The following is a 23,650-nucleotide window of genomic DNA, read 5'->3' as shown; positions in this document are numbered from 1 at the left end:
TAATCTTAAGATAAACGTTCGCTGAAATCTTCGAAAGCGAACTGTTTGATTACTTTGATTCCCTCTTCTTCATTGTAACTAACAATAGAAGGCAGATTCACACCGTTAAACATATGATTCTTCACCATGGAATAATGGGCCATATCAAGGAATACGAGTCTGTCGCCGTATTTCAAAGGCTCCTTGAAGGAATAATCTCCGATAACGTCTCCCGCAAGGCAAGTCATTCCACCTAATCTGTACGTATAAGGAAATTCCCCAGGTTGTCCAGCATCGATAATGTTCGGACGGTACGGCATAGCCAGTACGTCCGGCATGTGGCACTCTGCTGAGGTATCGAGAATCGCAATGTCCATTCCGTTATGCATCACATCAAGAACGGTAGCTACCAGATATCCGGTATTGAGAGCTACTGCCTCTCCCGGCTCCAGATAGATTTCCACACCGTAAGTCTCTTTCATGTGTAGAATACACTTGACCAGGGTCTCCAGATCATAATCAGGTCGTGTAATATGGTGACCGCCACCGAAATTAAGCCATTTCATTCCTTTGAGATAAGGTCCGAACTTCTCTTCGACTACTTTGAGCGTACGCTCAAGTGTATCCGAATTCTGTTCGCACATTGTATGGAAGTGTAGTCCATCAATGCCCTCAAGCTCTTCCGGTCTGAAGTTAGGGAGAGTTACTCCCATTCTGGAATAATTGTAGCACGGATCATACAACGGAACTTCGATCTCGGAATATTCCGGATTCACTCGAATGCCGCAGCTGATGTGCTTCGGTGCATTCTTAACGCGATCCTTGAATCGATTCCACTGGTCAAAAGAATTGAACACAATGTGATCGGAGTATCCAAGGAGCTCATCAAACTCACTATCTATATAAGCTGGTGCGTACACATGAACCTCTTTGCCCATCTTTTCATAGCCAAGTCTGGCTTCGAACAAGGAGCTTGAGGTTACACCATGCAAGTACTTCCCAACTAACGGATACAAGGAATGCATGGAGAAGCCTTTTTGCGCGAGCAAAATCTTTGCTCCAGTGCGTTCCTGTACAGAATTCATAATCTCAAGATTACGTGTAAGCAATCTTTCATCTACAAGGTAACATGGTGACGGGACCGCGCTGATATCTATATCCATTATCGCGCCTTAGTCTAACAGCGTTGGCGAGAAATCTTCTTGCCAAGGCAGACCATGTTTATTTAAAGCTTCCATGAATGGATCTGGATCGAACTCTTCAACGTTGAATACGCCCGGCTTCTTCCAGATACCTTTTATAATTAACATCGCTCCGATCATTGCAGGAACGCCTGTAGTGTAGGAAATGGCTTGGGAGCCAACCTCTGCATAGCACTCTTCATGATCGCAAACATTGTATACATAATAAGTTTTTGGCTTTCCGTCTTTAGTTCCTTGGATGATACATCCAATGTTCGTTTTGCCTTTTGTTCTTGGTCCCAAGGAAGCGGGGTCCGGTAAAATCGCCTTCAAGAACTGCAGAGGTACGATCTCTTTTCCTTCATACATGATAGGCTCGATAGAAGTCATGCCCACATTCTCAAGCACTTTCAAGTGAGTCAGGTAATTCTGCGAGAAGGTCATCCAGAAACGGATCTTCTTTACACCCTTGATGTTAACGGCCAAAGACTCTAATTCTTCATGATACAAAAGATAAATATCTTTTGGTCCAATTTCCGGAAGATCGTATACTTTTTTCTCGGAAAGCGGTGCAGTTTCAATCCACTCGCCATTCTCGAAATAGCGGCCATTGGCTGTAATTTCACGAATATTGATTTCAGGATTAAAGTTTGTTGCAAATGGATATCCGTGATCACCAGCATTGGCGTCTACAATATCAATGGTATGAATCTCATCAAAATAGTGCTTTTGAGCGTAAGCTGTGAACACGCCCGTTACACCTGGATCAAATCCACTACCAAGCAACGCGGTAAGGCCTGCTTTTTCGAATCTTTCTTTGTAAGCCCACTGCCAAGAGTATTCAAATTTCGCTGTATCTTGTGGTTCATAATTGGCAGTATCCACATAGTGCACTCCTGTTGCCAGGCACGCATCCATGATTGTCAGGTCCTGATATGGGAGAGCGACATTAATAACGACATCCGGCTCAAAGCTCTTGATCAGTTCAATGACTTCGTCCGTATTATCTGCATCGACCTGAGCAGTAGAAATCTTCGTGCGGCCTCCGGCTAATTTATCTTTCAGAGCGTCACATTTCGCGACAGTTCTGCTAGCTATGCAGATCTCTTCAAATACATCCGGGTTCTGGCAGCATTTGTGAACAACAACACTGGAAACACCGCCAGCGCCAATAATTAACGCTTTTCCCAAAATAAAAACCTCCTAAAATTCCATTTGCAAAATCAACAAGGCTGATTATACATAATATTTTTGAATAAATCAATAAAAACCGACAAAAATTGATGTTTATTGTGTAAAATCTTCAAGGATTCTTGTTAATACTCTTGAATGCTCATATTTCCTCGATTATCCACCTATATATCTAATGAAAATCGCTGGAATGGAGTAAATTTCCGGAAACTTGGACAACTAGATTATTCTATCACAAGAGGGGGCTACTTCATACGTTTATTTTAAACTCAATGAGAAACCTCACCACCCTTTCAACTCCGCGTAGAGACGTTCAGTTTCAGTGGCATCCTGAACGGCCATTCACCAGTTCCGATCAACAGCACTGCAATGAATATAAAGAGGCCGTAATGTATACTCTTACCCGTTTTTGTCCCAATATTACCGTTGTTCCTATGCCCATCCGTTTCAAGACCCTAATTGAATGATCGTTGGGGTTATTATACGTTGTCCCATTGATCCTATATTCATCAGCATCATGATTAAGAATTTCGAGCTGTTTTTTATTGGTTTGAATGGATTTGAACAGCATAAGCTTCGGCATCCCATTCTACCTTAGCGCCTAACATTTCACTCACCAGTCTTAAAGGTACATATACACTATCATTAATAAAGACTGGCTTTTGATCTGTGGCTATTACTTTTCCATTCACTGTCGTTTGTCCATTAACCGAATTTAAGATCAGCGTAGTAGATGTAGATTCCTTCACGGCAATAACTGATCTCGATGGAACGTCCCAACGTACATCCACTCCCATATGCTGAAATATTCCTCTTAAAGGAACGTAAGTAGAATTGTTGAGCAGTAAAGGAGGCATGGTCAGATCCATTTCACTATTGTTCAACAGGACCTGTATCGATTTCTTCACGGGCTGAGGCATGTCAATCATAAAATCTCTAACCCCCAACCCAGTCTGTCCAAATTCATTCGTTCCCCATGCAAGAACATGACCGTCTTTTAAGAGCACATAATGATTTCTGTTCCCGCTGGTAATCGAAACTGCATTTTGAATACCACTAATCTGTTTAACATCCATCTTATTTTTATCGCCAACTGTCCACTGCCATACGGTTCCATCGGCTTTTACTGCTGAGTCCGTTGTCATCGATACGACATCAGTGAGTCCTGGAATCTGAATCGGCTGTAAAGTTCCACCCGGATTCATATCTGTGTAATTATTCCATAACCAAACGGTACCATCCCATCTCAAAGCTACTCCATTCCACCCATCAGTATCAACAGCTCTATACTCCCCGCCGCCTTTAAGTAGGGTAGGCTTTAGAACCGCATCCTTTTTAATGCCTCTAGTTTTAGATGAGCCCCATACCCACACCTCTCCGCCGTTCCCAAGTGCCACTGAATTATTCGATCCTGCAGCTATAGCTAAAATGGAGGGTAGTCCTTTCACCTGCACCGGTGTTAGCCCGTTTTTCCCCGAATTATCACCGAGTTCTCCTTGCTCATTGCCTCCCCACGCCCATACCGTTCCGTCTTTGCGAAGCGCTATGCTAAATGTGTCTCCTGCTGAAACAGAAATCACATCCGTTAGCCCCTTCACTTGAACCGGCTCTAGAAGGACTGTCGAGGACTGCGCTCCAGTGCCAAGTTGTCCATGTTCGTTCCCCCCTACTGCCCACACTGTTCCATCATCTTTCAACATCAAATTATGACGGTAGCCACCTGAAACTTGCTTAACATGATCGATGCGCATTTTGACTGGAGTATACGCTGGTGTGGTTGCCCCATTACCAATAGAGCCGTATCCACCACCCCAAGCCCAGGCTGTTCCATCCGCAGTGATGGCATAAGCGCTTCTATCCCCCGCATCCAGTCCTGTGATGCCAGACAATAACTTCTTTTCATCCGGGAAATTCACAACACTTTCCGCTCTTACGAATAATGGTGAGGCTGTAGCTAGGATAATAGCTGCCCCAACAACTACAATACCTATTCGTCTTATCTGAATTTTAATGCTTGAAATTTGTCTTCCCACTTAAGATCACTCCTTTTAGAATCGGTAGGGTCAAACTGTTGATCTGCAACAATAGAGACCCCCACTGTATTCAATCTTCTTATATAGACTGTGGAATATTATGTAAAGTTGCGAGAAACTGTAATTTTTCAAATCAATTTATACGCTTTAACCTGTAGTTTAGGATTGAAGCTGATTTTAACTGTTTATATGGCATAAATCGCTTGTTGCTGCGCTCTAGGTCTCTCGTCCGTCTTTTGACACACAAAAACTTCAAGAGCATAATAAGCATCGGCATATTGCAACGGATTCCCACAACATACAGAGTTATGCAGGATTTTAGTGTGTTTTGCACCAGAGAGGATGATAACGAATGAAAAAAGATTTTCAAATAAAAAACAAGCCCTTTCTAATTTTTAGCTTCATCCTGCTCTTAAAATGCGCAGTGGCCTGGTTCGTGGTATTTAGTGACGGCCCTAATTGGAGCATGCTGCTCACAGAGATTCCGTTCTTCTTTATCGTCTTTGGACTCATTGAGTGGATGGCTTCCAAACGGAAGTTTCTGTATTACATGATTGCGAACTTATTAATTTCAGTAATTTATTTTGCCGTCCTGATGTATTACAAATATTACGGCGTAATTGCCACTTACCATGCTTTGCAACAGGCAGATAAGGTAACCAAGGTCGGAGAAAGCACATACTCCTTGCTGGATCCTTACTATTTGTTCATTTTTGTGGATATTGTAGTCTTCATGTTCTTTATGTTCCGTCCAAAGTATATTGCGATCTGGAAAGAAAGAGGCATGAACCGGCGTATGAACCGAACCGCCTTGCTTGGGATCATCAGTGTTTCACTTGCGATCTGTGTCTTTAATATTTGGCCGAATCATGCCAGTATGAACGAGAACAAAAAGGCAGAGCGTATGGGGATTCTCAATTACGAGGTATATACCATTTTTGCCGACACCACAGAAAAGAAAGAAATGATCGACAGCAAAGAAATTACGCAGCAGTCTGTGGACGCTACAAAGGGGATTACGGAGCCCGTCTCTCCGAAGCATTGGGCAGCGGCTCAAGGTAAAAATCTCATTGTAGTGCAGATGGAATCTTTTCAGAATTTCCTGCTTGGCTTAAGCATTGACGGACAGGAAGTAACTCCCAATCTAAATAAACTTATTTCAAGCGAACATTATTTCAATAACTTCTATACAAATGCGGGGCAAGGAACAACATCGGATGCTGAGTTTGTAGTGAACACCTCTCTCTATGTTCCTCATCACGAAGTAGCCACTTCATCCAACTATATGACTAAGGAACTTCCAAGTCTGCCCAAGCTGATGAAAGCTAATGGATATAACACGTCCACCTTTCACACCAATAGCGTAGAATTCTGGAACCGCAAAACCTTATACAAGGTGCTAGGCTTTGATAAATACTACGATCAGTCCTTCTATGGAGATGATGATCATATTGCATTCGGATCTTCCGATGAGGTGCTGTATGCCAAGACTGTTCCTGAATTAGTCAAAATGGATGCGAAAGACGATCCTTTTTACGCGATGGTCATTTCTATGAGCGCTCATCACCCTTATAAAATGCCAGAATCTAAACTTAAAATGACGTTGCCTAAACGGTATGAAGGGACCTTAGTCGGCGACTATATTTTAGCCCAAAATTATGCGGATTACGCCATGGGACAATTTCTAGACGAACTGAAGTCCAGCGGGTTATGGGACGATAGCGTGATTGTCTTCTACGGAGATCATCAAGGTGTATCCCTGTATTCCCTTAACGGCAATGAGAAATCATTAATGGAGGAAATGGTCGGACACGAGTATGGATATACCGATATGTTCAACGTTCCTTTCATAATTCATGCCCCCGGCATAGACCAACCTACTGTGTATACCCAAACTGGCGGTCAGATTGACATCTTACCAACTGTAGCTAATCTGTTAGGGATTTCTATGAAGGACCAGCTCCACTTCGGAGAAGATCTGATGAATCAACAGACCAATCTGCTACCTGTTAGACATTTTCTTCCTACTGGTTCTTTTATTAATGACACAAGCTTGTACTTGACTGGTGTCGATTACGATGATGGAAATAACTATGACCTAATCGACGGATCTGAAACTGAGGGCGGTTCGACACAAGCGCAATTTGATGCCGTTCAGCGGCTCCTGAATATGTCTAATAGTTATATTCTGCAACGGCCGGATTTATCTTCTACGGATGATGGCGAACAGAGCAAATAATTGATATTCAATAAAAAGAATGCCCCTTAGCCATTGGCCGAGGGGCATTCTTGCGTTTATTAAAATAATTAAACCGTTGTTGCAGGCACACTCTTAAGAATTACCTCTTGCTCTACAGGCGCGTTAACCAGCATATACACACGAGATTCGTAAGGGCGTAATGCCACTGTCTCGATCTTCTCGGCAGGGTCAACTTCATAGTTATTCAACAGCAACTCACTGGAGTCAAATTCCAAATCAAACGGAAGGTCGAACAGCGCTTCCTCTGAAGTCAGGTTTGACATGACCAGCAATTTCTCATTGCCAAGTGTACGAGTATAAGCGTAGATTCGTTCATCTTCAGGCAGGATCAAATCATAGGTTCCATAAACGGTAATAGGATTAGCGGCCCGAAGTGCGATTAGCTTTTTATAATGATGATAGATGGAATCAGGGTCCTGCTTCGCACGTTCCACATTGATCTCCGTGAAATTAGGATTGACCTTCATCCAAGGCTTGCCGCTACTGAAACCAGCGTTCTCAGAGTCATCCCATTGCATTGGCGTTCTAGAATTGTCGCGGCCGTTCTTCCAGATAACCTCCATGACTTCTTCATGTGATTTTCCGGCTTCTGTCTCTAAACGATACAGGTTCTTCATCGCCACATCATCATAATCATCCATGGAATCAAATCGTACATTAGTCATCCCAATTTCTTGACCTTGATAAATAAACGGTGTTCCTTGCATTAGGAAATACATCGTAGCCAGCGATTTGGCCGATGCCTTCCAATACTCACCATCATTTCCCCAAGTGGAAACTGAACGCGGTTGGTCGTGATTCTCGATAAATAATGCATTCCAGCCTCTACCCTCAAGACCTTTTTGCCAACGGGAAAGTGCTGATTTCAGCTGCAGAACATCCAAGCCACCCGTAACACTCTTATTCCAAAGTGCTAAATGCTCGAATTGAAAAATCATATTGAATTTGCCCTGCTCCTCGCCTACCCACATTTCCGCTTGATCGACACTAACACCACTCGCTTCACCAACGGTCATAATGTCATAACGATCAAATGTTTCCTGTTTCAGTTCCTGAAGAAAATCGTGAATTCCTTCCCGATTCATATGACCTGCACCGGACGAAACGAACGGAAGACTATCTGGATTTGGCAGATCAGGTAGACCTGGGATTTTCTTAATATGTGAAATAGCATCCACTCGGAAACCGTCGATCCCTTTATCCAGCCACCAATTAACCATGCCGTATAATTCCTGACGTACTTCAGGATTCTCCCAGTTGAGATCAGGCTGTCTTTTGGAGAACACATGCATGAAATATTGCTCTGTAGCAGGGTCGAACTCCCAGATCGAACCGCTAAAAATACTCTCCCAGTTATTCGGTTCCTTACCGTCCTTAGGATCTCTCCAAATATAATAATCGCGTTTCGCATTGTCCTTACTGGAACGTGCTTCTACAAACCAAGGATGTTCGTCAGAAGTATGGTTAATGACAAGATCCAGAATCAGCTTCATGCCCCGTGCATGAACCTCGCTTAATAGCTGATCGAAATCAGCCATACTGCCGAACTCCGCCATAATATCCTGGTAATCTGAAATATCATATCCATTATCATCGTTCGGGGATTTATAAATAGGACAGATCCAAATGACATTGATGCCAAGGTCCTGTAAGTAATCAAGTTTTGAGATGACTCCCTGCAGATCTCCAACACCATCGCCATTGCTGTCCATAAAGCTCCGTGGGTAAATTTGATACGCTGTGGCTTCTTTCCACCATGTTCTGTTCAATGTATGCAGCTCCTTCGTATTCATATACCCTCTCAGGAAAATATTTTCCTATTTAATTCACGAATTAGTGATTTTCATAATAAAACTTAAGATTATCGACTAAAAAACTATCTATTTAGGGTTTATTCAAGGAAATTATTTTCCTATGCGATCATTATAGGATCTTTTATTTTCCCGGTCAATAACAATCTTTTGGATTCTTGAAGCTATCCGTGATATGCTTGCGATATATTCTAGAACGAATACAAGATTGGAAAGTTATGGTGATATTCTTGAAGGTAAAAATTAAAGATATAGCCAAAATGGCTGACGTTTCAATAGCTACCGTTTCAAGGGTTGTCAATAACAGCAAACCAGTAAACGAGGAAGTTCGTAAGCGTGTATTGGAAGCCATGAAACAAATGAATTACCGCCCTAATGTCATCGGTTCAGATGCAGGTAGATCGGATACACCTCTGATTGGTGTCATTATTCCGCAGAACAGTAATACCGTGCTTGATGATTTCAATATTGGCATACGTGATCTCGCCGAGCTATATGGTTATGATGTTTTGGTCGGGTTAACAGACGGAAGTGTTAATAGTGAACTTCATTATTTGAACTTATTCCACCATATGGGGACTGAGGGTTATATATATGTAGGCTCGGTTCCGAGTAAGGAGCATTTGGAGATTATCCAGAAATCCGGGTCACCTTGCGTGTTAGTTGGAGAACAATCTCAGATTGATTCGATCCCTTCTGTCCATCTGGATAATGTTACCGCCTCCTATGAAGCCGTTACTTATCTGATTCAAAAAGGACATAGAAGCATCGGCATGATCCGGGTATCTGGAGATAATGCAGTGGGTGGCGATCGATATCGCGGCTATCAACAAGCACTTATGGATGCAGGCATTACCTTAAGAGAAGAATGGGTAGTAGAAAGTGGAATGGCCGTAGAAGATGGAAGTGACGCTATGCGCCGGATTAAGGATAGCGGGGAACTACCTACTGCGGTTTTTTGCTCCACAGATTGGATAGCTGTAGGGGCTATGAATTTTCTGATCGATAACGGTATTCGGGTGCCAGAGGATGTTGCGGTGTTCGGATTCGATAATAGCTTTATCGCTTCTGTCGTTCGTCCCAAGCTGTCCTCGGTGGAATACTCCGGAACGGAGATTGGAATGACTGCTACCCGAACTTTAATCAAGCTGATTAAAGGGGAGACTGGTATTCAGCATCATGCAAATGTAGCTCATTATTTGGCAATTCGTGAAAGTACGGGTTAGGGAAAGCTTCCCTAACCCTATTTTTAAATCTGATAATGGTTATTGTGTAAATCCTACACGGGCGCGTTCCCGTCCTTTAGTATCTAGTGTAATGGAACAGACGGAAGTCATGGGAATATAAAGCTCCTCAAATTCTGTCCGATATTTGATAAACTTCTCAGTTACCGTTTCCAAAATGCCTTTTCTAGCGTTAGAGCCATCTACAAAATAAATGGTTACCTCTTTGCCCTGCAAAGCTTCCAGCATCATTCACTTCACTCCTTCGACTTACAGATTTGTGATAACTTTGTCGATAATCCCGTACTCCACTGCTTCCTCGGCTGACATGAAATAATCCCGATCCATGTCTTGTTGTACCTTCTCCACCGTCTGTCCGGTTCGGTCCGCTGTAATCTGGACAAGCACTTCCCGTAGCTTCAAAATACGTTTGGCTCTAATCGCAATATCACTGGCCTGCCCCTGCGCACCACCATGTGGCTGGTGAATCATAATCTCACTATTCGGCAGCGCATAACGTTTACCTTTAGCCCCAGCTAACAATAGAAGTGAACCAAAGGAAGCCGCCATACCTGTGCAGATCGTATTTACTTGCGGTTTAATGAGCTGCATTGTGTCATAAATACTTAATCCCGCTGTTACGGAGCCCCCTGGACTATTGATATACATGTGTATATCTTTATCTGGATCCTCAGCTGATAAGAACAGCAATTGGGCAACAACACTATTCGCTAATTGATCCTCAATCTCCGCCCCTACAAACACAATTCGGTCCTTTAAGAGCCGCGAATAAATATCGTAGGATCTTTCCCCTTGATTCGTTTGTTCAATGACATAAGGAATGTACGCCATGCGTATGCGACCTCCATCCGTTTATTTTATTTGAAATCTACCTTGTAAACGGATTAGTCTATGGATAGGATACGTTAAGCGGGCAAAATATTATTTTTATTATTGCGTATCTTAATTTGGAGCTCATTCGTTTATTATTAGAAGTAACCGAAAGCACTTTACCGGAAAAGGGGTTATGCAGAGTGATCAGCCTTGAGAAGCTTAGCGCCGGCCATGAACCGGATGAGAATCATACCACGTCTTTGCAAATGGCCCTGAAGCGGTATTGCCTTGCACTGACACAATCCCCGTGGGAAGCCGAAGATTTGGCTCAGGATACGTGGGTCAAAGCACTGGGCTATATGAAGACTTCCAAACATTCGAAGGAAATGAATGAACACAACCAAATGAACGATACAGGCAAAATGAACAATACAGGTCAACTGAACAATTCAGATCATATGAACAAGTCAAATCTTACTAGTAGTACAAATTCCACAACACTAACGAATCACCCCAATCCCGAAGCACTCCTCCTGCGGATTGCCAGAAATACCTGGACAGATATTATGCGGCGAAAAGCCACGTTGTCACGAGTGCTGGAAATGGATCAACCACGGACAGAGGAAGCAGCAGAGTATGGTTTATTTGAGATTGAGGCTGCTTTTCAAGCCTTACAGAAGCATCTGTCTCCACTGCAGCAAGCAGTGTTCCTGCTCCGCGATGTATTCGAGCACTCCGGAAGCGAAGCTGCCGAAATCCTCGACACCACAGAAGGAGCCATCAAAGCTGCTCTGCATCGAGCCCGCCAAGCCCTCCCTGCAGTCAGACAAGAACTTCTTCAATCTAACGGCCCCTCCATACTGCAGGAGACGGAACTACAGATTGCCTTGAATCGTCTTGCATCCGCCTATGAACAAGGACAAATCGCCGAGTTGATTGAGCTTGTCCTTGCAGATGAAAGTCAAGAAACTGTAATGGCCGTGTCCAGCCAAAACTTCCAGAGCTTCCAAAGCGTTCAACCTTTCCAATCTGGCGGATTCAGCTCTATGGGCTGGAACTATTCCGAGCCAGGAATGCGGATGGTGGCTTAGTCTTTCGTGACGCTATTTCGTAATACTGGAGTAAGCTTAGCCAAATGAAGCACATTACGTTACGTTATAACCGAACAAATATTAGTTTTGAAAAGTGTGAGTTTGATGAGATAGGTATGTTTTGTGAGTTAGGTCAAAAACGAATCTACTGCACTATCTGCAATAGATTCTTAATAAAAGTGACTTTTAAGTCGATTTCTCATCTTTTGATTGTATAAAGTGCAATAGAATCAAATTATGTCCTATATAGTTTAAATTCTATTGCACAAAGTACAATCACACTAATGAAATCTCCTCACATATCTTTATGCTTCATTCATCACCACTCATCACTCTTTAAGGTACAATTCCCCTGCTTTCTATGGAAACCTTTAATTAGACTTATAAATAAACATTAATGTTAGTTAGGAGTGATATCTAATGAGGAAAATTCTTATCTTAGGCGGCACGCGCTTTTTTGGAAAAAGGTTAGTTGAACGATTGCTACAAGATTCCGTAAACGACGTAACAATACTTACACGCGGGGAAACTAGCGATTCCTTTGGAGATCACGTTCACCGGATCCATGCGGACCGTTTCCAAGCAAACGAGCTCGCTCAGGCGGTAGGAGATACACTATGGGATGTCGTGTTCGATAATATTTGTTATTCACCGGACGAAGCGGATCAGGCACGCCGGATTTTTGATGGTAAAACGAAACGGTATATCCTCACCTCAAGTTTATCCGTTTATGATTTCAGTGAAGAAGCGCTGACCGAGGACATTTTCGATCCTGAAACTTACCCTATCCGCCACGGAGGGCGAAATGATTTCACCTATCAAGAAGGAAAAAGACAGGCGGAAGCCGTCTTCATGCAGCAGGCTAGCTTTCCAGTCGCCACGGTTCGCTTTCCAATTGTGCTGGGCATAGATGATTATACGCGAAGACTTCATTTTCATATTGAGCATGTCCGTAATGAGTTGCCTATGGGTATACCGAATCCCGAAGCACATATCTCCTTTATCCGTTCGGATGAAGCTGCTGATTTCCTATATTGGCTCGGCTGTAGCTCAACTATGACAGGACCGTTCAACGCTTGCTCAGACGGTACGGTTAGAATTAAGGATATTCTCACAATGATTGAAGAAGAAACAGAGAAACACGCCCTCATCCAGAAGCAAACCGCAGACGAGCATATGTCACCCTTCGGAATTGAACAATCCTGGTTTATGAATACGACAAAAGCCCAGTCGGCGGGATACAAGTTTCTCAATCTAAAGAACTGGCTCCCAGAGCTAGTTAGCTCTCTGAACAAAACCTACGAGTAATATACGCCCTCATCCTCCCTCATTTATCTAAACGACAAAAAAGCTGCTCCAAAGTAGAGTTCATCTACGATAGAGCAGCTTTTTCATTGTACAAAACCTCTGCGAATATTTAAATAATTGCACTCTATACAACTAAATCAGGCCAATCAGGCTTAGGTTCAACTTTAGTTGTATTCTGTGCAATTAAAATCTAGCTAAACACCACTAACAGCCAATTCTCGTAGAAATAATTGCACTAAGTGCAATTAAACACTCATAGCAGAAAACACAAACTTTAATAGCTGCATTAAATACAACTAACCACAAAAAAGGCAACCAGAAGTCTCCCTCTTAGCTACCTTTTAACATTACAGAACTAGCAAATCAAGTCACTCCCTATATGTGTGCATCCGATCAAGAAGCAAACCTCTCCCTACCTATGCGGAGATTGTCAAATAAGAGCGCTCCTCAGGCGTTTCAGCGCCAGGTGAGTCACTGTCATCCCCAGCGATAATCTCGTCTACTATGTCCGAATTAATCTTGAAGACGTTGATTTCCTTGAATAATTTTTGCGAAATCTCATTAATCTCAACAGCTTGGCGGGCAATGTCGTGGATCGCGTTGTCCTGTTGTACGCTAGAGGCATTCACTTCCTGAACCCCTGCCGCAGTTTCCTCAGCAATGGCAGCCACGTTGTGAACAGACTCTGCGAGTCTACGATTCATAGTCTGTGTCATATCTACCTTGTCATGGATTTGCCCAATCTGCTTACTAATCTCAACGATCGACTGATCTATCGCTTCAAAAGACGACAACGTTTCTGCCACTTTTTGATCCTGTTCTTCAAGATTTCCTTTGGTCTCCAGCATATATTGCTGAAATTCATCCATCCCTGCTTGCAGCTCGTTAATAATCTGACTGATATGTACGGAGGACTCTTTGGTCTGATCAGATAATTGTCTCACTTCATCTGCTATGACAGCAAAGCCCTTCCCATAAACTCCCGCCCGCGCTGCTTCAATCGCTGCATTTAGTGAGAGAATGTTGGTCTGGTTTGAAATGTTTGTGATCGATTTGGTAATTCTGGAGATATCCTTCGATTGGTCGTTCAATTTAGTTAAAGCAAGATATACTTTATTCACAGACTCACGTGAGTGCTCTGATACCTCGCGCAAAGCGATGACGGACTCAGAACCTTTTCGAGTATTGTGATTAGCCGTTTGACTTGTCGAGAGCATAACCTCGGTATATTCCGTAATTTCATGAACTTCCCGTTCCAATTCCTGAATCAAGCTTGCGCTCTGTTCCGATTGTCCGGCTTGCTGCTCAGCGCCTACAGAGATTTCCTGTATTGTGCTTACGATTTCTTGGTTCGTATGAGCGGTGATCGATGAAGATTGTTGAAAAGAGTGCGAATAAGTCGCGAGCGAAGAAGCTACCGATTGGGTCTGCTGAAGCATCTCTCGAACCCGCAACACCATATGGTCGAAATGATGACTCAGACTTCCTAGCTCATCATTATATGGCGAATTAATCTGCTGCCGCAAATCTCCCTCAGCAATTTTACGTAGAGCTACTTGCAGCTTATTTATAGGGTTCAGGAAGGAACGAATAAGCATAACAGCAATAATAAGTGTGAAAATGAATACTAGTATTGCTGCATAAGCCCCCATAGAACTAGTCAGATTTAACAAATCAAAAGAATAGTCTTGAGCCTTCTCTGCGTTCTCTGCTGCAGCGGTATATAGTTTCTCATTGGTCTCCAGCATAGCTTTATTCATAGCTAGCGCCTTCGTATGTAATTCATCTATTCGTTCCAGAACGGCCATGGGATCAAGTTGCTCGTCCTTTATGGTATTCACTAATCCGTCAAAATAGCCTGTATATCCTCCAACTTGATTATGTAATTGTTCTAACTCCTTAGACGCTGGCGAATCTGCTTCAAACTTCACTTTGCCCAATTCTTCCATTAACTTTGTCTGTTTGTCTTTAAAAGGCTGAGTAAACTCTAAATCGCTAGAACCCGCTAGAGAGGTCTCCACACTGTTCATTTCTTGAAGCAGTTGAGTAATGGTGGATACTGTAATTCTTTTTTCCATCTCCATTTTTTGTGTTTCCATAGAGATTTTTACTTGATTGATTTTATAGTTTTGGTATAGCGCTACCCCTAGAAAGAATAGAACCACGGCAGAAAAACTCAAGATCAACTTCCACTTCATTGATAGATGCATAGACCTAGCCTTCAACAATATCATCCTCCGTATAAAGCCTCATATGGCAATAGGTACTTTTTACTAATATCTAAATTGTAGAAGCTGTACATTAAATACCGGACACAGTTTTGTATGAGAAATGTAAATTTTGTCGAGTACACGTTCACAACTGTCCTATTGCAATTGACGTAACGTTAAGTGCTAAAATACTTCTCATAGGGCGCCTTATCAATCTATAGAACGGGAGTTGTCTATGAGTGGATTTGTGACCATTGATAAGCTTTCTACGCAAATCGGACTGACGAGTCGGACGTTGCGTCACTGGGAAGCACAAGGATTATTTGAAAGTCACCGTGAGGCTAGCTCGGGTTGGCGAATTTATGATGAGCACGCAATCCTTGCCATTCAAATCACTGCATTATTAAGAAAGCTTGATATTAGTATTAAAGATATCGGAACCGTTCTAAAGAACATGTCCGTACAGTCCTTGTATGAAACACTTCTTCAGCAATCCGCTTCAATTCATAATGAGAAATCCAAGCTAACACAAAAAGATCGCGAAATCCGCTTCTTATTACAATTAATATCCGCACGTACGGAGGAGTCCATAACTAACCATTTGTTATTAGAGCTGAATGAAGAATCATGCAATACATTGGATGATTTGAATGAGAATGAGGAGGTTCTATCTATGACAAAAATTAAACACTCTCCACCTATCCATGTAAGATTCATTACACTTCCAACTATGAGATTTGCTTATAACATTGCAGTCAGTACATCCCCAGAGGATGAAGCTATGCTACCTGTCTTGGAATGGTTGGAAGTTAAACACCTCTTGGGGACGGCACGTTTATTTGGCGGGAATACAAATCCGCATCCTAGTGGTGAGAATAACCCTTATGGCTATGGATTCTGTGCCTCCATTCCTGAAAATGTAGAAATACCAAGCCACCTTAAAGAGATGCGGTTCGACGGCGGTCTCTATGCGATGACGGAAAGCAGTGATGATATCTACGGCTCATGGCAAGCACTGATGAGTTTTTTGGATAATAACCTTGATTATCAAGCTGACCACGATTCAAGATTATGTCTTGAGGAGCATATCCGTAACGATAGTCCCAAAGGCAGCGGAAATGAGTATGTATTAAATCTGCTCGAACCTGTAAAAAAGAGAGCATAAAACAAAACGCTCTCCTTTGCCCATCATGGCATTGGAGAGCGTTTTTATTATCATCAAAAAATATGATGATCGCTTATGATTGACTCAGCTTTAACAGCTTCGCTAACATTTGAGCTATTTCTTCACGAGTCGCTGTATCTTTTGGAGCAAAGTTAAGCCCCGTACTTTCTGCAACAGGCTTGCCTGAAATAATTCCTGCCTGCTGAGCAGCTGCGGCTGCTTCAAGAGCATAAGAGCTTATCGACTTCTGATCCGCAAAAGCTGAACTGTCGCCACTTACAGGCAATGTCCAGTTCATAGCTTTCGCTAATCGCACGATCATGACAGAGAGCTGCTCACGAGTTACATTTGCCCGAGGATTGAACTGTCCATCACTTACTCCGGTAACAATTTCCTTGCGATTAGCCCACGCTACCGCTGCCGCATAATAATCGTCAGCCTTAACATCTGTGAAGTTTCCTGCTCCTTCTGCGCCCAAATTAACACCAGCTAATCGTGCTAGGAGCAAGGTAACATCTGCTCTGGTTAGTTGACTCTTAGCTCCGAACTTACCTTCACCAATGCCGGTAATTACATCACGAGCTGCCAAATACGTAATAGAATCTTTAGCAAAGCTGCTGCCAATATCAGAGAAGCTCACTTTGTTGTACCCTACTGCATACGTGGAGAATTGTGAAGTTTGGAAATTCAGTTGTCCCTTTGCTGCGTTATAGCTACTGCCTGCTAGTACAACCGCTTGCCCCGCATTCGTCAAATCATAAGCTACGACTGCATTAGCATCTTCATTTGCTCCTAGTGTATACGGCACTGTTATTGTCGCAAAACCAGCACCTAGGTTAGAGAGACGCTGACTGCCAGCTGAAATCGCAAGGTTTATTACTGGACGACTGCCAACCACAGCTTGAGCTTTGCCTTTCCCATCCGTGTCCGTACTGCCGATGGACAGCTTAATGTCCTCACCCTTTGCTGCTGCGTGCACAGCCGAGAGTGCATTACGATCCAATGTTATCGTACTAGCTCCTGCTTCAACTACAACTGACTTTGCAGTACTACCTGTCAGTGCCGCAAAAGCACTCGACGGGAAGTTAAGTAGAACTTCACCTGAAGCTGCATCAACCTTAGAGCGGAATATCAACTGACCATTAGCATTATTCGCCAGAGACTTAAGTCCCTCTGTAACCATATCCAAAGTAACGGAGGCAACTAACTTACCTTCTGCATCCGCTGAAGCCTTAACCTCTACGATAATCTTATTACCTTCTGTGGTTACAGCTGGTGTTGTCGCCTGTTTAACTGGATCTTTAGTCGTTACCGTTGTACCAGGTCCCGGATTTGAAATCACCGGATCTGCTGCGGATACGGTCACAGTAGATTCAGCTACGCCATAACCATCTGCGCTATAGGCGGAGATAACCGCTGTTCCCTTTGCCAAGGGCGTGACCTTTCCGTTGTTATCAACGGAAGCAACACTTGGATTCGAAGAACTCCAAGTTACCACATTCGATCCACCCTCAGCAGGAACTACGCTAGCCTCAAGCGTTGCTGAAGCCTCGCCAACCTTCAATGACAAAGAAGTCCGATTCAGTGTTACCTTCGATACATTCAATTGATAAATGGCCACAGTACCACCAACTTCATTCGCTACGAGTACTAATGGCAATCCAGTCGGGCTTGATGTTGCCGAAATAAATTCGATACCTTCTGGACCAGTGTCCGTTTCAATGGTGTTCGCAGGTGTGAATTGACGTGTATTAATATAGTTCACAAAATTCGGTTTCTCTGGATTCGTCACATCATAAGTCATCAGACCACCGATTCGCTCAAGACCAATAAAGGCCAGCGCTTTTTGTCCAACCTTGCCTACCTTGACATACTCAGGCTCCGGTCCTTTTTTGGTACTACGGTTATCCATGGTCGTGTTACTGTTGCTTGCATTGAAATATTCTGGCAGGCGTTCTCCGGTAATCTTTTCAAAGTCGCTGCCACTATCGTAGACCTGTTCCATAGAATCTGCTTCCCAAATGGAAAATGAACGGCCACCGTACAAGTAAATTCCATCATTGCCCATGTCAGACATAACTTCTACACTATCATATTTATCTTTATTTTTATTCAGAAACTTAGCCGCATCTGATTCCGGATCTAATGAGCCCTTCATTTTTTTGACTGAGCTCACGTTCACTTTACTATCCCATTCCGTTGCGTCACCTTCGTTGGCCGTGAACAGATAAGTTTTACCTCCGACCGTGTACTGATCTATACCATCAGGCATATACGTACCGAAGAATGGAACATTTTCTAAATTCACTTTATTATCTTTTACCAGGTCCAGAGCATTGTTAGGAAGGCTTAAATCCTTGAAACCTAATCCTTTAACCCATAGAACCTGCTTGGAGGCAATATCGATGGCAGCAATAGCATTATTCTCTTGAAGCGCTACATAGGCAATGGTCTGGTCATCAGAAAGCACCACAAACTCCGGCTCCAGATCACGTATCGCATCCTTTTTTTCACCTTTGCCCGTAATCTGTTTAGTTACCGGATCAGCTACTCCACGAATATGGACAAGATCGTCAATTACATCAGGGTTATCGAACTTCACCTGAATCGAAGTGTCCTTGAGCGTATCAATGATCGTTACACTACCTTCAGGATCACCGACAGTCGTGCGTGGTTCAGCTTCGTCCGCTGTCAAAATGTAACGGCCATCATCGGTATACTTCACCATGTCCGGTTGTACTCCAGCTTCATAAGAAGCCAACATTTTACCATCATAATCGAGTACAAGAACCTTACCGTTCTTCATAGCATCTTCTTCTTGAATGGCTACAGCGATTCGTTTAGTAGCGGTGTTGATATCTACACTCGTCAGGTCTCCGTATGTAAATCCATCCACTTCGGATAGCTGTTCTACATTAATACTATATTCTTTTTGCGGATTAGAAGGGTCCTTGAGATTCACAATATCGACTGTTGCAGGGTGAGATGAACCATTAACGAGGTAGAACTTGCCGTTATCACGGTTAAACTTCACGATCTCCGCCACGCCGCCATCTTTATTGGTCACGCCTACAGCATATCCGCCGATCTTAGTTACACTAAGTAGATCTGGAGTCAAAGGTGCTGCGGCTTCCGCCACATTCAGTGGTACTATAGCTTCTGTCTTCTTCCGGGGTGTCGAACTGTCATACACTGCGATACTTACGGTGGCCGCCCCTACTTTCGTCGGAGTTCCACTAATATTCCCAGATGCTGCATCCAGTGATAGTCCGTCCGGTAAACCCGTAGCTTCAAAAGAATAAGGCTGTACTCCCCCATAAACGGACAATGTTACCGAATAAGGCGATCCGAGCTTTGCTTCTGAAAGATTCTGAGTTGCGATGCCAAAATCGCCTACATTTATTCCCCATTGTCCATCTGCGCTGTTATGTGGCTTTGCCAAGGCCAAAGCTGAAGCATCTAAGGCATCAAAGCTAATCTGTTTGAAATCTGCTTTATTGTTGTCTGAATCTACGAAATCAACGCGTCGAACGGACTTTTGTTTAGAAGTACCTTCCGCTTTCCCCGTAGGATAGTCCGTCTCGTATCCATCTATCTTAGCATTATCATCATTTGCTGCTACACCAATCATGTCCACGTAACTACTTGACATTGTTTGAAATGGATTCACAACCTGCAGCAAGTCTGTACTGCTTAGTAGAACAACCTTCATGCCTTTGTTATTAAAATACATCCCTGGCCAGGACTGATCGCCTTTGGCACTGATATCGTTTTTGTGATCCTTGTTGTTGGCATCATCGGTGATGAGATAAGAAGAATGAGCTTTAATGGTTCCGTTCAAATCCAACTTGCTCCATTGCCCAGCGAGCTTAGGATCCGAATATTGTACAGACCAACCTACTAAACTCACATCGGAATCGGTTGGGTTATATAATTCAATGTAACCTTTCGAGAAAAATCCACCTGATGCATCGGCAGTGTTACCCCCACCATAAACTTGATTAACAATAATATGAGGAATCTTCACATTGTATTGACCGTCTGCCGTATAAGGCGTACCTGATTGAACGGATGCAGCCACTGCTGGACCTGCCATCCAAGCGGAACCTAACAACATCTCAGCTGTAAGCATAAGAGAAACAATAGCTTTACCTGTGGGTTTCAAGTAGATTTTCACTCCTATTGATAGTTTCTATCAATATAGATTAATAGTATTACCTAACCTGCAGATTTACGTAATGGTGATGTAAACATTCTCTATGCAGTAGCAGGAGTAATTTTCACAAATATAAATCGTGTAAGAGGCCCGACTAATAGAATTTGCAGTGGAAGTGCAACAATGAAATTCTTACCTATCGCAGACAGATAAGCCATCGGTAGTTCTGAGGTGAACCCTACATGAAGAACTGCGCCATAGAAGGACATAAACAGCACCATTCCGGTCACCATAAAAAAGGAGATGAACATGATTTTTTTGATCATCGGATCATTCTCTTTTACCAGCTTATGTGCGATCCCTTTCGCAACTTTCCCTACAACAAAGACATCCAGGATAAATGCAACTACAAACGCAGGTATGTAGCCGATGATCACATCTTTAACTAACGTACCTGACCAGCCCTCCATCAGCGCTACATTGTAAATGCTCATACCCAGCACCATCAAAGCACACATGATGAATGTAAATAATAATGCTTCTTTTTTGTTTCTTCCCATCTTCAAGCTCCTTTTATCTTTCAGTATTGTCAACCTGGATTACAATATCACAGCCATTCCAACTAAGTCAACCAAGTTGACAATAAATACAAATGACTTATACTTGGATTAATGAGCGATGATTTAGGAGTGTTCACATGGATAACCATCTGCAAGAAATGAATCTTATTGATTTACTTAGTGAGAAACATCTAGCCCTACGTAAAATAGTGACTGACCAAGACCCGGACCAAATTAATAAGACTGAATCCCATATCCTAGCAGTTCTTGAAACACATGAAATGCTCACGATCTCAGAAATCAGTAGAATTATTCATATTTCAAGACAGGGTACGCATAAAAGTATTCAAGGACTGTTATCCCGCAACTATGTAGAAGCCGTGGAGGTCAAAGGAAATCAACGTGACAAAAACATCATCCTTACCCAGAAGGGTATCGAATGCAATCAAAGAATGATGATCACCAAAATCGAATTAGAGCAAAGAATCGCTAACAAGCTTGGGGCAGCTAACGTAGAGCATCTCAAATCTTTGTTAAAAGAAGAATGGCTCTAAGCTCAAGCAAAAAAGACGCAGGGCTCCACCCTGCGTCTTTAAAAATCTTCAATTATTTTCCGGGAAATTGTCGTTAATTAGCTTTCAAAGCACTGTTTGCCGCGCTCTCCCCGCCAAGACGACCTGAGGTAAAGGAGTACCCAATACCAACGCCGTTTCCAACATAAGTATCGTTAAACAACACGCCTTCAGATTCAAGACCCACAGCAAACAATCCTTTCACTGGCGTCCGTTTATCATTCAGAACTTGGAACTTTGTATTTACTAGCAAGCCCCCAACAGAACCCAAGTTATTGATTTCAGCAATGATTGCATAATATGGACCTTCTTCACCCATAGGTTCTAAATACTCAGCAGCTTTACCAAATTCAGAGTCAACACCAGTTTTTGTCGCTTCTTTATAACTATTGTGATTTTCTACAAACACGTCAACATCCATTCCTGCATTCGTAGCTAATTCTTCAATCGTATTTCCTTTGAAGCCATCTCCGTTCTCCACCATCGAATCAAATACTTTCCCGACATTTGCCCAAGGGTTCTCAAGTGTAAATTGATCCGCAAATTCAGCATAGAATTCCGGTGGCATTCCTGGAAGACTTGGTGCATGAACACCGTTCATTCCTTTGGTCTGAAGTGCATCCAATTGGGATTTCGAGACAATAACCATATGATAGGGTCCATTAAATGCACTTGTGTTCGCTGCTGCAACCGAAGTTAGAGTCGCTGCTTCATCTCTGAATCTTGCGCCAGAAGTACCTACATTCATGAAATTCGGAAGATAAGTCAACATTAGTGGATAACTTGCTTCAAAAGGCTCATATTGTGCTTTTAGACCTTGTGTTGCTCTAGCTAATGTTTGGTGAAGCATTTGTCCACCGAAGTTGTCCGGTACCTTAGCTCCAGCTTCCCATGCCATTTCGAGACCTTCCCCTACGTTTTGTCCTAATCCACCGTTAACCCCTTCGAAACCAAAAGCCTCTTTAACCATCTCTTTATTTGCAGCATAACCACCCGTTGCCATTATGACACTCTTCGCTGAGATTTCTAGCGTTGTACCGTCTGCTTTCTCAGCGACTACTCCCGTAACTTCTCCAGCTTCATTCGTAATCAGCTTCTTGGCAGTCGTTTCTGTGATCACTTGTCCGCCATGTTGTTCAACCGATTCGGACAACATTTTCCGAAGGGTCTCTTCACGGGTTTCATAAGCCGGCAGCACATGTAGTTGTTCACCGAAGAAGTTCAGGAAGCTAGTTTTATATCCTTTTTCGGCTAACCAATCGTAAGTTTCACCGGATTTAGTAACATATTGTCTAATCGCTGCTGCATCCACTCTCCAGTGATTGTTGACAATCCAATCCGCAATTTCTTTTTCCACATTTACTTTTAGATTATTACTAGTAGCAGCAGAGGAGTTGTAGAACTTACCTGCCCAAGACAGATTACTTGCTCCCCCGATGACACCAGTTTTTTCTATAATAATAACCTTCGCACCTTTATCAGCTGCTGTAACCGCTGCAGATACACCGGATGCTCCAGCGCCCACTACAACAACGTCGGTTTCCAGTTTTTCTGTTTTCCCTTCACCGGCTTTTTTGACACCTCCAGCTTTGAGGACTTCTAGATTACCTCCACCTTTGGTTACAGCATCCTCTACAGCGGCAAGCATGGCTTCACTGGAAAGACTGGCACCACTAACAGCATCAACTGCCAAGGTTTGCCCTTCTAGAATTTGTTCTTTCATTTTTTCAAGTGCGCTATCGCCTAGGCCCCCTGTTTCCGACTGGCTTACAATCTTAATATCTTTAATTTTATCGGGCTCATCCATAGTTACTTCTACCTTAATAATTCCCTCTTTACCTTCCGCTTCCCCAGTGAACGTACCCGCTTTAAAGGACGATGACGACGAATTAGCCGACTCCCCATTTCCCGTACATCCGCTCAGCATGGAAACGATCAGCACCATACAAAAAGATAACAAGAGCATTTTCTTGACGAAATTTCTGTTACGCATTCTGTTCTCCCCCAGTGTCTAAATTCTTATAACCTGAAACCGTTAACGTGATATTTTTCACAAACTTAATGATTAATCAACAA

The 23,650-nt window shown here is 43.0% G+C and carries 17 protein-coding genes; 7 read left to right on the top strand and 10 right to left on the bottom strand.

Annotated elements, in window-relative coordinates; translation table 11 throughout:
• Nucleotides 1-5 precede the first annotated feature (5 nt).
• Nucleotides 6-1,142, bottom strand: coding sequence for a carboxynorspermidine decarboxylase (gene nspC / locus NST34_RS09540; RefSeq protein ID WP_042186699.1), 1,137 nt, complete (start codon nucleotides 1,140-1,142; stop codon nucleotides 6-8).
• A gap of 9 nt (nucleotides 1,143-1,151) precedes the next feature.
• Complete coding sequence (locus tag NST34_RS09535; protein WP_042126167.1) at nucleotides 1,152-2,351, bottom strand: saccharopine dehydrogenase family protein; 1,200 nt, start codon at nucleotides 2,349-2,351, stop codon at nucleotides 1,152-1,154.
• 272 nt (nucleotides 2,352-2,623) lie between these two features.
• On the opposite strand from NST34_RS09535, the gene NST34_RS09530 reads away from it, so the two are divergent.
• A complete protein-coding gene (locus tag NST34_RS09530) occupies nucleotides 2,624-2,818 on the top strand; it encodes a hypothetical protein (RefSeq protein ID WP_341127636.1) in 195 nt (64 codons plus the stop codon).
• 75 nt (nucleotides 2,819-2,893) lie between these two features.
• Here the strand turns inward: NST34_RS09530 and NST34_RS09525 are convergent, their stop codons facing one another.
• Entirely contained in the window at nucleotides 2,894-4,384 is a 1,491-nt protein-coding gene (locus NST34_RS09525) for a stalk domain-containing protein (protein ID WP_341127635.1), read from the bottom strand.
• A 352-nt stretch (nucleotides 4,385-4,736) separates the two neighbouring features.
• Here NST34_RS09525 and NST34_RS09520 point away from each other — a divergent pair, with 352 nt between their 5' ends.
• Nucleotides 4,737-6,623: an LTA synthase family protein gene (locus NST34_RS09520; protein ID WP_341127634.1), complete on the top strand. Its 1,887-nt coding sequence runs from the start codon at nucleotides 4,737-4,739 to the stop codon at nucleotides 6,621-6,623.
• A 68-nt stretch (nucleotides 6,624-6,691) separates the two neighbouring features.
• Here the strand turns inward: NST34_RS09520 and NST34_RS09515 are convergent, their stop codons facing one another.
• Nucleotides 6,692-8,413, bottom strand: a complete 1,722-nt coding sequence (locus NST34_RS09515; RefSeq protein ID WP_341127633.1) for a glycoside hydrolase family 13 protein — start codon at nucleotides 8,411-8,413, stop codon at nucleotides 6,692-6,694.
• 260 nt (nucleotides 8,414-8,673) lie between these two features.
• Between NST34_RS09515 and NST34_RS09510 the strand changes: the two genes are divergently transcribed.
• Nucleotides 8,674-9,681, top strand: a complete 1,008-nt coding sequence (locus NST34_RS09510) for a substrate-binding domain-containing protein (protein WP_076298593.1) — start codon at nucleotides 8,674-8,676, stop codon at nucleotides 9,679-9,681.
• A gap of 39 nt (nucleotides 9,682-9,720) precedes the next feature.
• On the opposite strand, the gene NST34_RS09505 is transcribed toward NST34_RS09510, so the two are convergent.
• Nucleotides 9,721-9,930 (bottom strand): hypothetical protein, encoded by a 210-nt coding sequence (locus NST34_RS09505; RefSeq protein WP_231573413.1) that lies wholly within the window; start codon nucleotides 9,928-9,930, stop codon nucleotides 9,721-9,723.
• An 18-nt stretch (nucleotides 9,931-9,948) separates the two neighbouring features.
• A complete protein-coding gene (gene clpP / locus NST34_RS09500; protein ID WP_042186692.1) occupies nucleotides 9,949-10,530 on the bottom strand; it encodes an ATP-dependent Clp endopeptidase proteolytic subunit ClpP in 582 nt (193 codons plus the stop codon).
• Nucleotides 10,531-10,646: 116 nt separating this feature from the next.
• Between clpP and NST34_RS09495 the strand changes: the two genes are divergently transcribed.
• Both NST34_RS09495 and NST34_RS09490 read left to right on the top strand, forming a co-directional pair.
• The gene (locus NST34_RS09495; RefSeq protein ID WP_341127632.1) at nucleotides 10,647-11,603 is read left to right on the top strand and encodes an RNA polymerase sigma factor; all 957 of its coding nucleotides are present in this window, start codon (nucleotides 10,647-10,649) and stop codon (nucleotides 11,601-11,603) included.
• A 420-nt stretch (nucleotides 11,604-12,023) separates the two neighbouring features.
• Nucleotides 12,024-12,911, top strand: coding sequence for an NAD-dependent epimerase/dehydratase family protein (locus tag NST34_RS09490; RefSeq protein WP_341127631.1), 888 nt, complete (start codon nucleotides 12,024-12,026; stop codon nucleotides 12,909-12,911).
• 416 nt (nucleotides 12,912-13,327) lie between these two features.
• Here NST34_RS09490 and NST34_RS09485 read toward each other — a convergent pair whose 3' ends face one another.
• The gene (locus NST34_RS09485) at nucleotides 13,328-15,109 is read right to left on the bottom strand and encodes a methyl-accepting chemotaxis protein (protein ID WP_341127630.1); all 1,782 of its coding nucleotides are present in this window, start codon (nucleotides 15,107-15,109) and stop codon (nucleotides 13,328-13,330) included.
• 247 nt (nucleotides 15,110-15,356) lie between these two features.
• Between NST34_RS09485 and NST34_RS09480 the strand changes: the two genes are divergently transcribed.
• Nucleotides 15,357-16,286, top strand: coding sequence for a MerR family transcriptional regulator (locus NST34_RS09480; RefSeq protein ID WP_341061684.1), 930 nt, complete (start codon nucleotides 15,357-15,359; stop codon nucleotides 16,284-16,286).
• Between the two features lie 73 nt (nucleotides 16,287-16,359).
• Here the strand turns inward: NST34_RS09480 and NST34_RS09475 are convergent, their stop codons facing one another.
• Both NST34_RS09475 and NST34_RS09470 read right to left on the bottom strand, forming a co-directional pair.
• Complete coding sequence (locus NST34_RS09475; RefSeq protein ID WP_341127629.1) at nucleotides 16,360-20,451, bottom strand: choice-of-anchor I family protein; 4,092 nt, start codon at nucleotides 20,449-20,451, stop codon at nucleotides 16,360-16,362.
• A gap of 92 nt (nucleotides 20,452-20,543) precedes the next feature.
• Nucleotides 20,544-21,002, bottom strand: a complete 459-nt coding sequence (locus NST34_RS09470) for a DUF2798 domain-containing protein (protein ID WP_076298598.1) — start codon at nucleotides 21,000-21,002, stop codon at nucleotides 20,544-20,546.
• Nucleotides 21,003-21,139: 137 nt separating this feature from the next.
• Here NST34_RS09470 and NST34_RS09465 point away from each other — a divergent pair, with 137 nt between their 5' ends.
• The gene (locus NST34_RS09465; protein WP_149643875.1) at nucleotides 21,140-21,556 is read left to right on the top strand and encodes a MarR family winged helix-turn-helix transcriptional regulator; all 417 of its coding nucleotides are present in this window, start codon (nucleotides 21,140-21,142) and stop codon (nucleotides 21,554-21,556) included.
• A gap of 73 nt (nucleotides 21,557-21,629) precedes the next feature.
• On the opposite strand, the gene NST34_RS09460 is transcribed toward NST34_RS09465, so the two are convergent.
• Nucleotides 21,630-23,567: an FAD-binding protein gene (locus NST34_RS09460; protein WP_341127628.1), complete on the bottom strand. Its 1,938-nt coding sequence runs from the start codon at nucleotides 23,565-23,567 to the stop codon at nucleotides 21,630-21,632.
• Nucleotides 23,568-23,650: the final 83 nt, after the last annotated feature.

Origin of the sequence: Paenibacillus sp. FSL H7-0714 (assembly GCF_038003765.1) — a bacterium.
In the GTDB taxonomy this organism is placed as follows: domain Bacteria; phylum Bacillota; class Bacilli; order Paenibacillales; family Paenibacillaceae; genus Paenibacillus_AQ.
Note: the sequence above shows the minus strand (reverse complement) of the source record. Positions and strands in the feature narration are given on the sequence as shown.

Excerpts from the sequence above, each read along its gene's own strand:
- nspC (WP_042186699.1), bottom strand. The coding sequence starts at position 1,142 with ATGGATATAGATATCAGCGCGGTCCCGTCACCATGTTACCTTGTAGAT.
- NST34_RS09530 (WP_341127636.1), top strand. The coding sequence starts at position 2,624 with ATGAGAAACCTCACCACCCTTTCAACTCCGCGTAGAGACGTTCAGTTT.
- NST34_RS09520 (WP_341127634.1), top strand. The coding sequence starts at position 4,737 with ATGAAAAAAGATTTTCAAATAAAAAACAAGCCCTTTCTAATTTTTAGC.
- NST34_RS09510 (WP_076298593.1), top strand. The coding sequence starts at position 8,674 with ATGGTGATATTCTTGAAGGTAAAAATTAAAGATATAGCCAAAATGGCT.
- NST34_RS09505 (WP_231573413.1), bottom strand. The coding sequence starts at position 9,930 with ATGATGCTGGAAGCTTTGCAGGGCAAAGAGGTAACCATTTATTTTGTA.
- clpP (WP_042186692.1), bottom strand. The coding sequence starts at position 10,530 with ATGGCGTACATTCCTTATGTCATTGAACAAACGAATCAAGGGGAAAGA.
- NST34_RS09490 (WP_341127631.1), top strand. The coding sequence starts at position 12,024 with ATGAGGAAAATTCTTATCTTAGGCGGCACGCGCTTTTTTGGAAAAAGG.
- NST34_RS09485 (WP_341127630.1), bottom strand. The coding sequence starts at position 15,109 with ATGAAGTGGAAGTTGATCTTGAGTTTTTCTGCCGTGGTTCTATTCTTT.
- NST34_RS09480 (WP_341061684.1), top strand. The coding sequence starts at position 15,357 with ATGAGTGGATTTGTGACCATTGATAAGCTTTCTACGCAAATCGGACTG.
- NST34_RS09470 (WP_076298598.1), bottom strand. The coding sequence starts at position 21,002 with ATGGGAAGAAACAAAAAAGAAGCATTATTATTTACATTCATCATGTGT.
- NST34_RS09465 (WP_149643875.1), top strand. The coding sequence starts at position 21,140 with ATGGATAACCATCTGCAAGAAATGAATCTTATTGATTTACTTAGTGAG.
- NST34_RS09460 (WP_341127628.1), bottom strand. The coding sequence starts at position 23,567 with ATGCGTAACAGAAATTTCGTCAAGAAAATGCTCTTGTTATCTTTTTGT.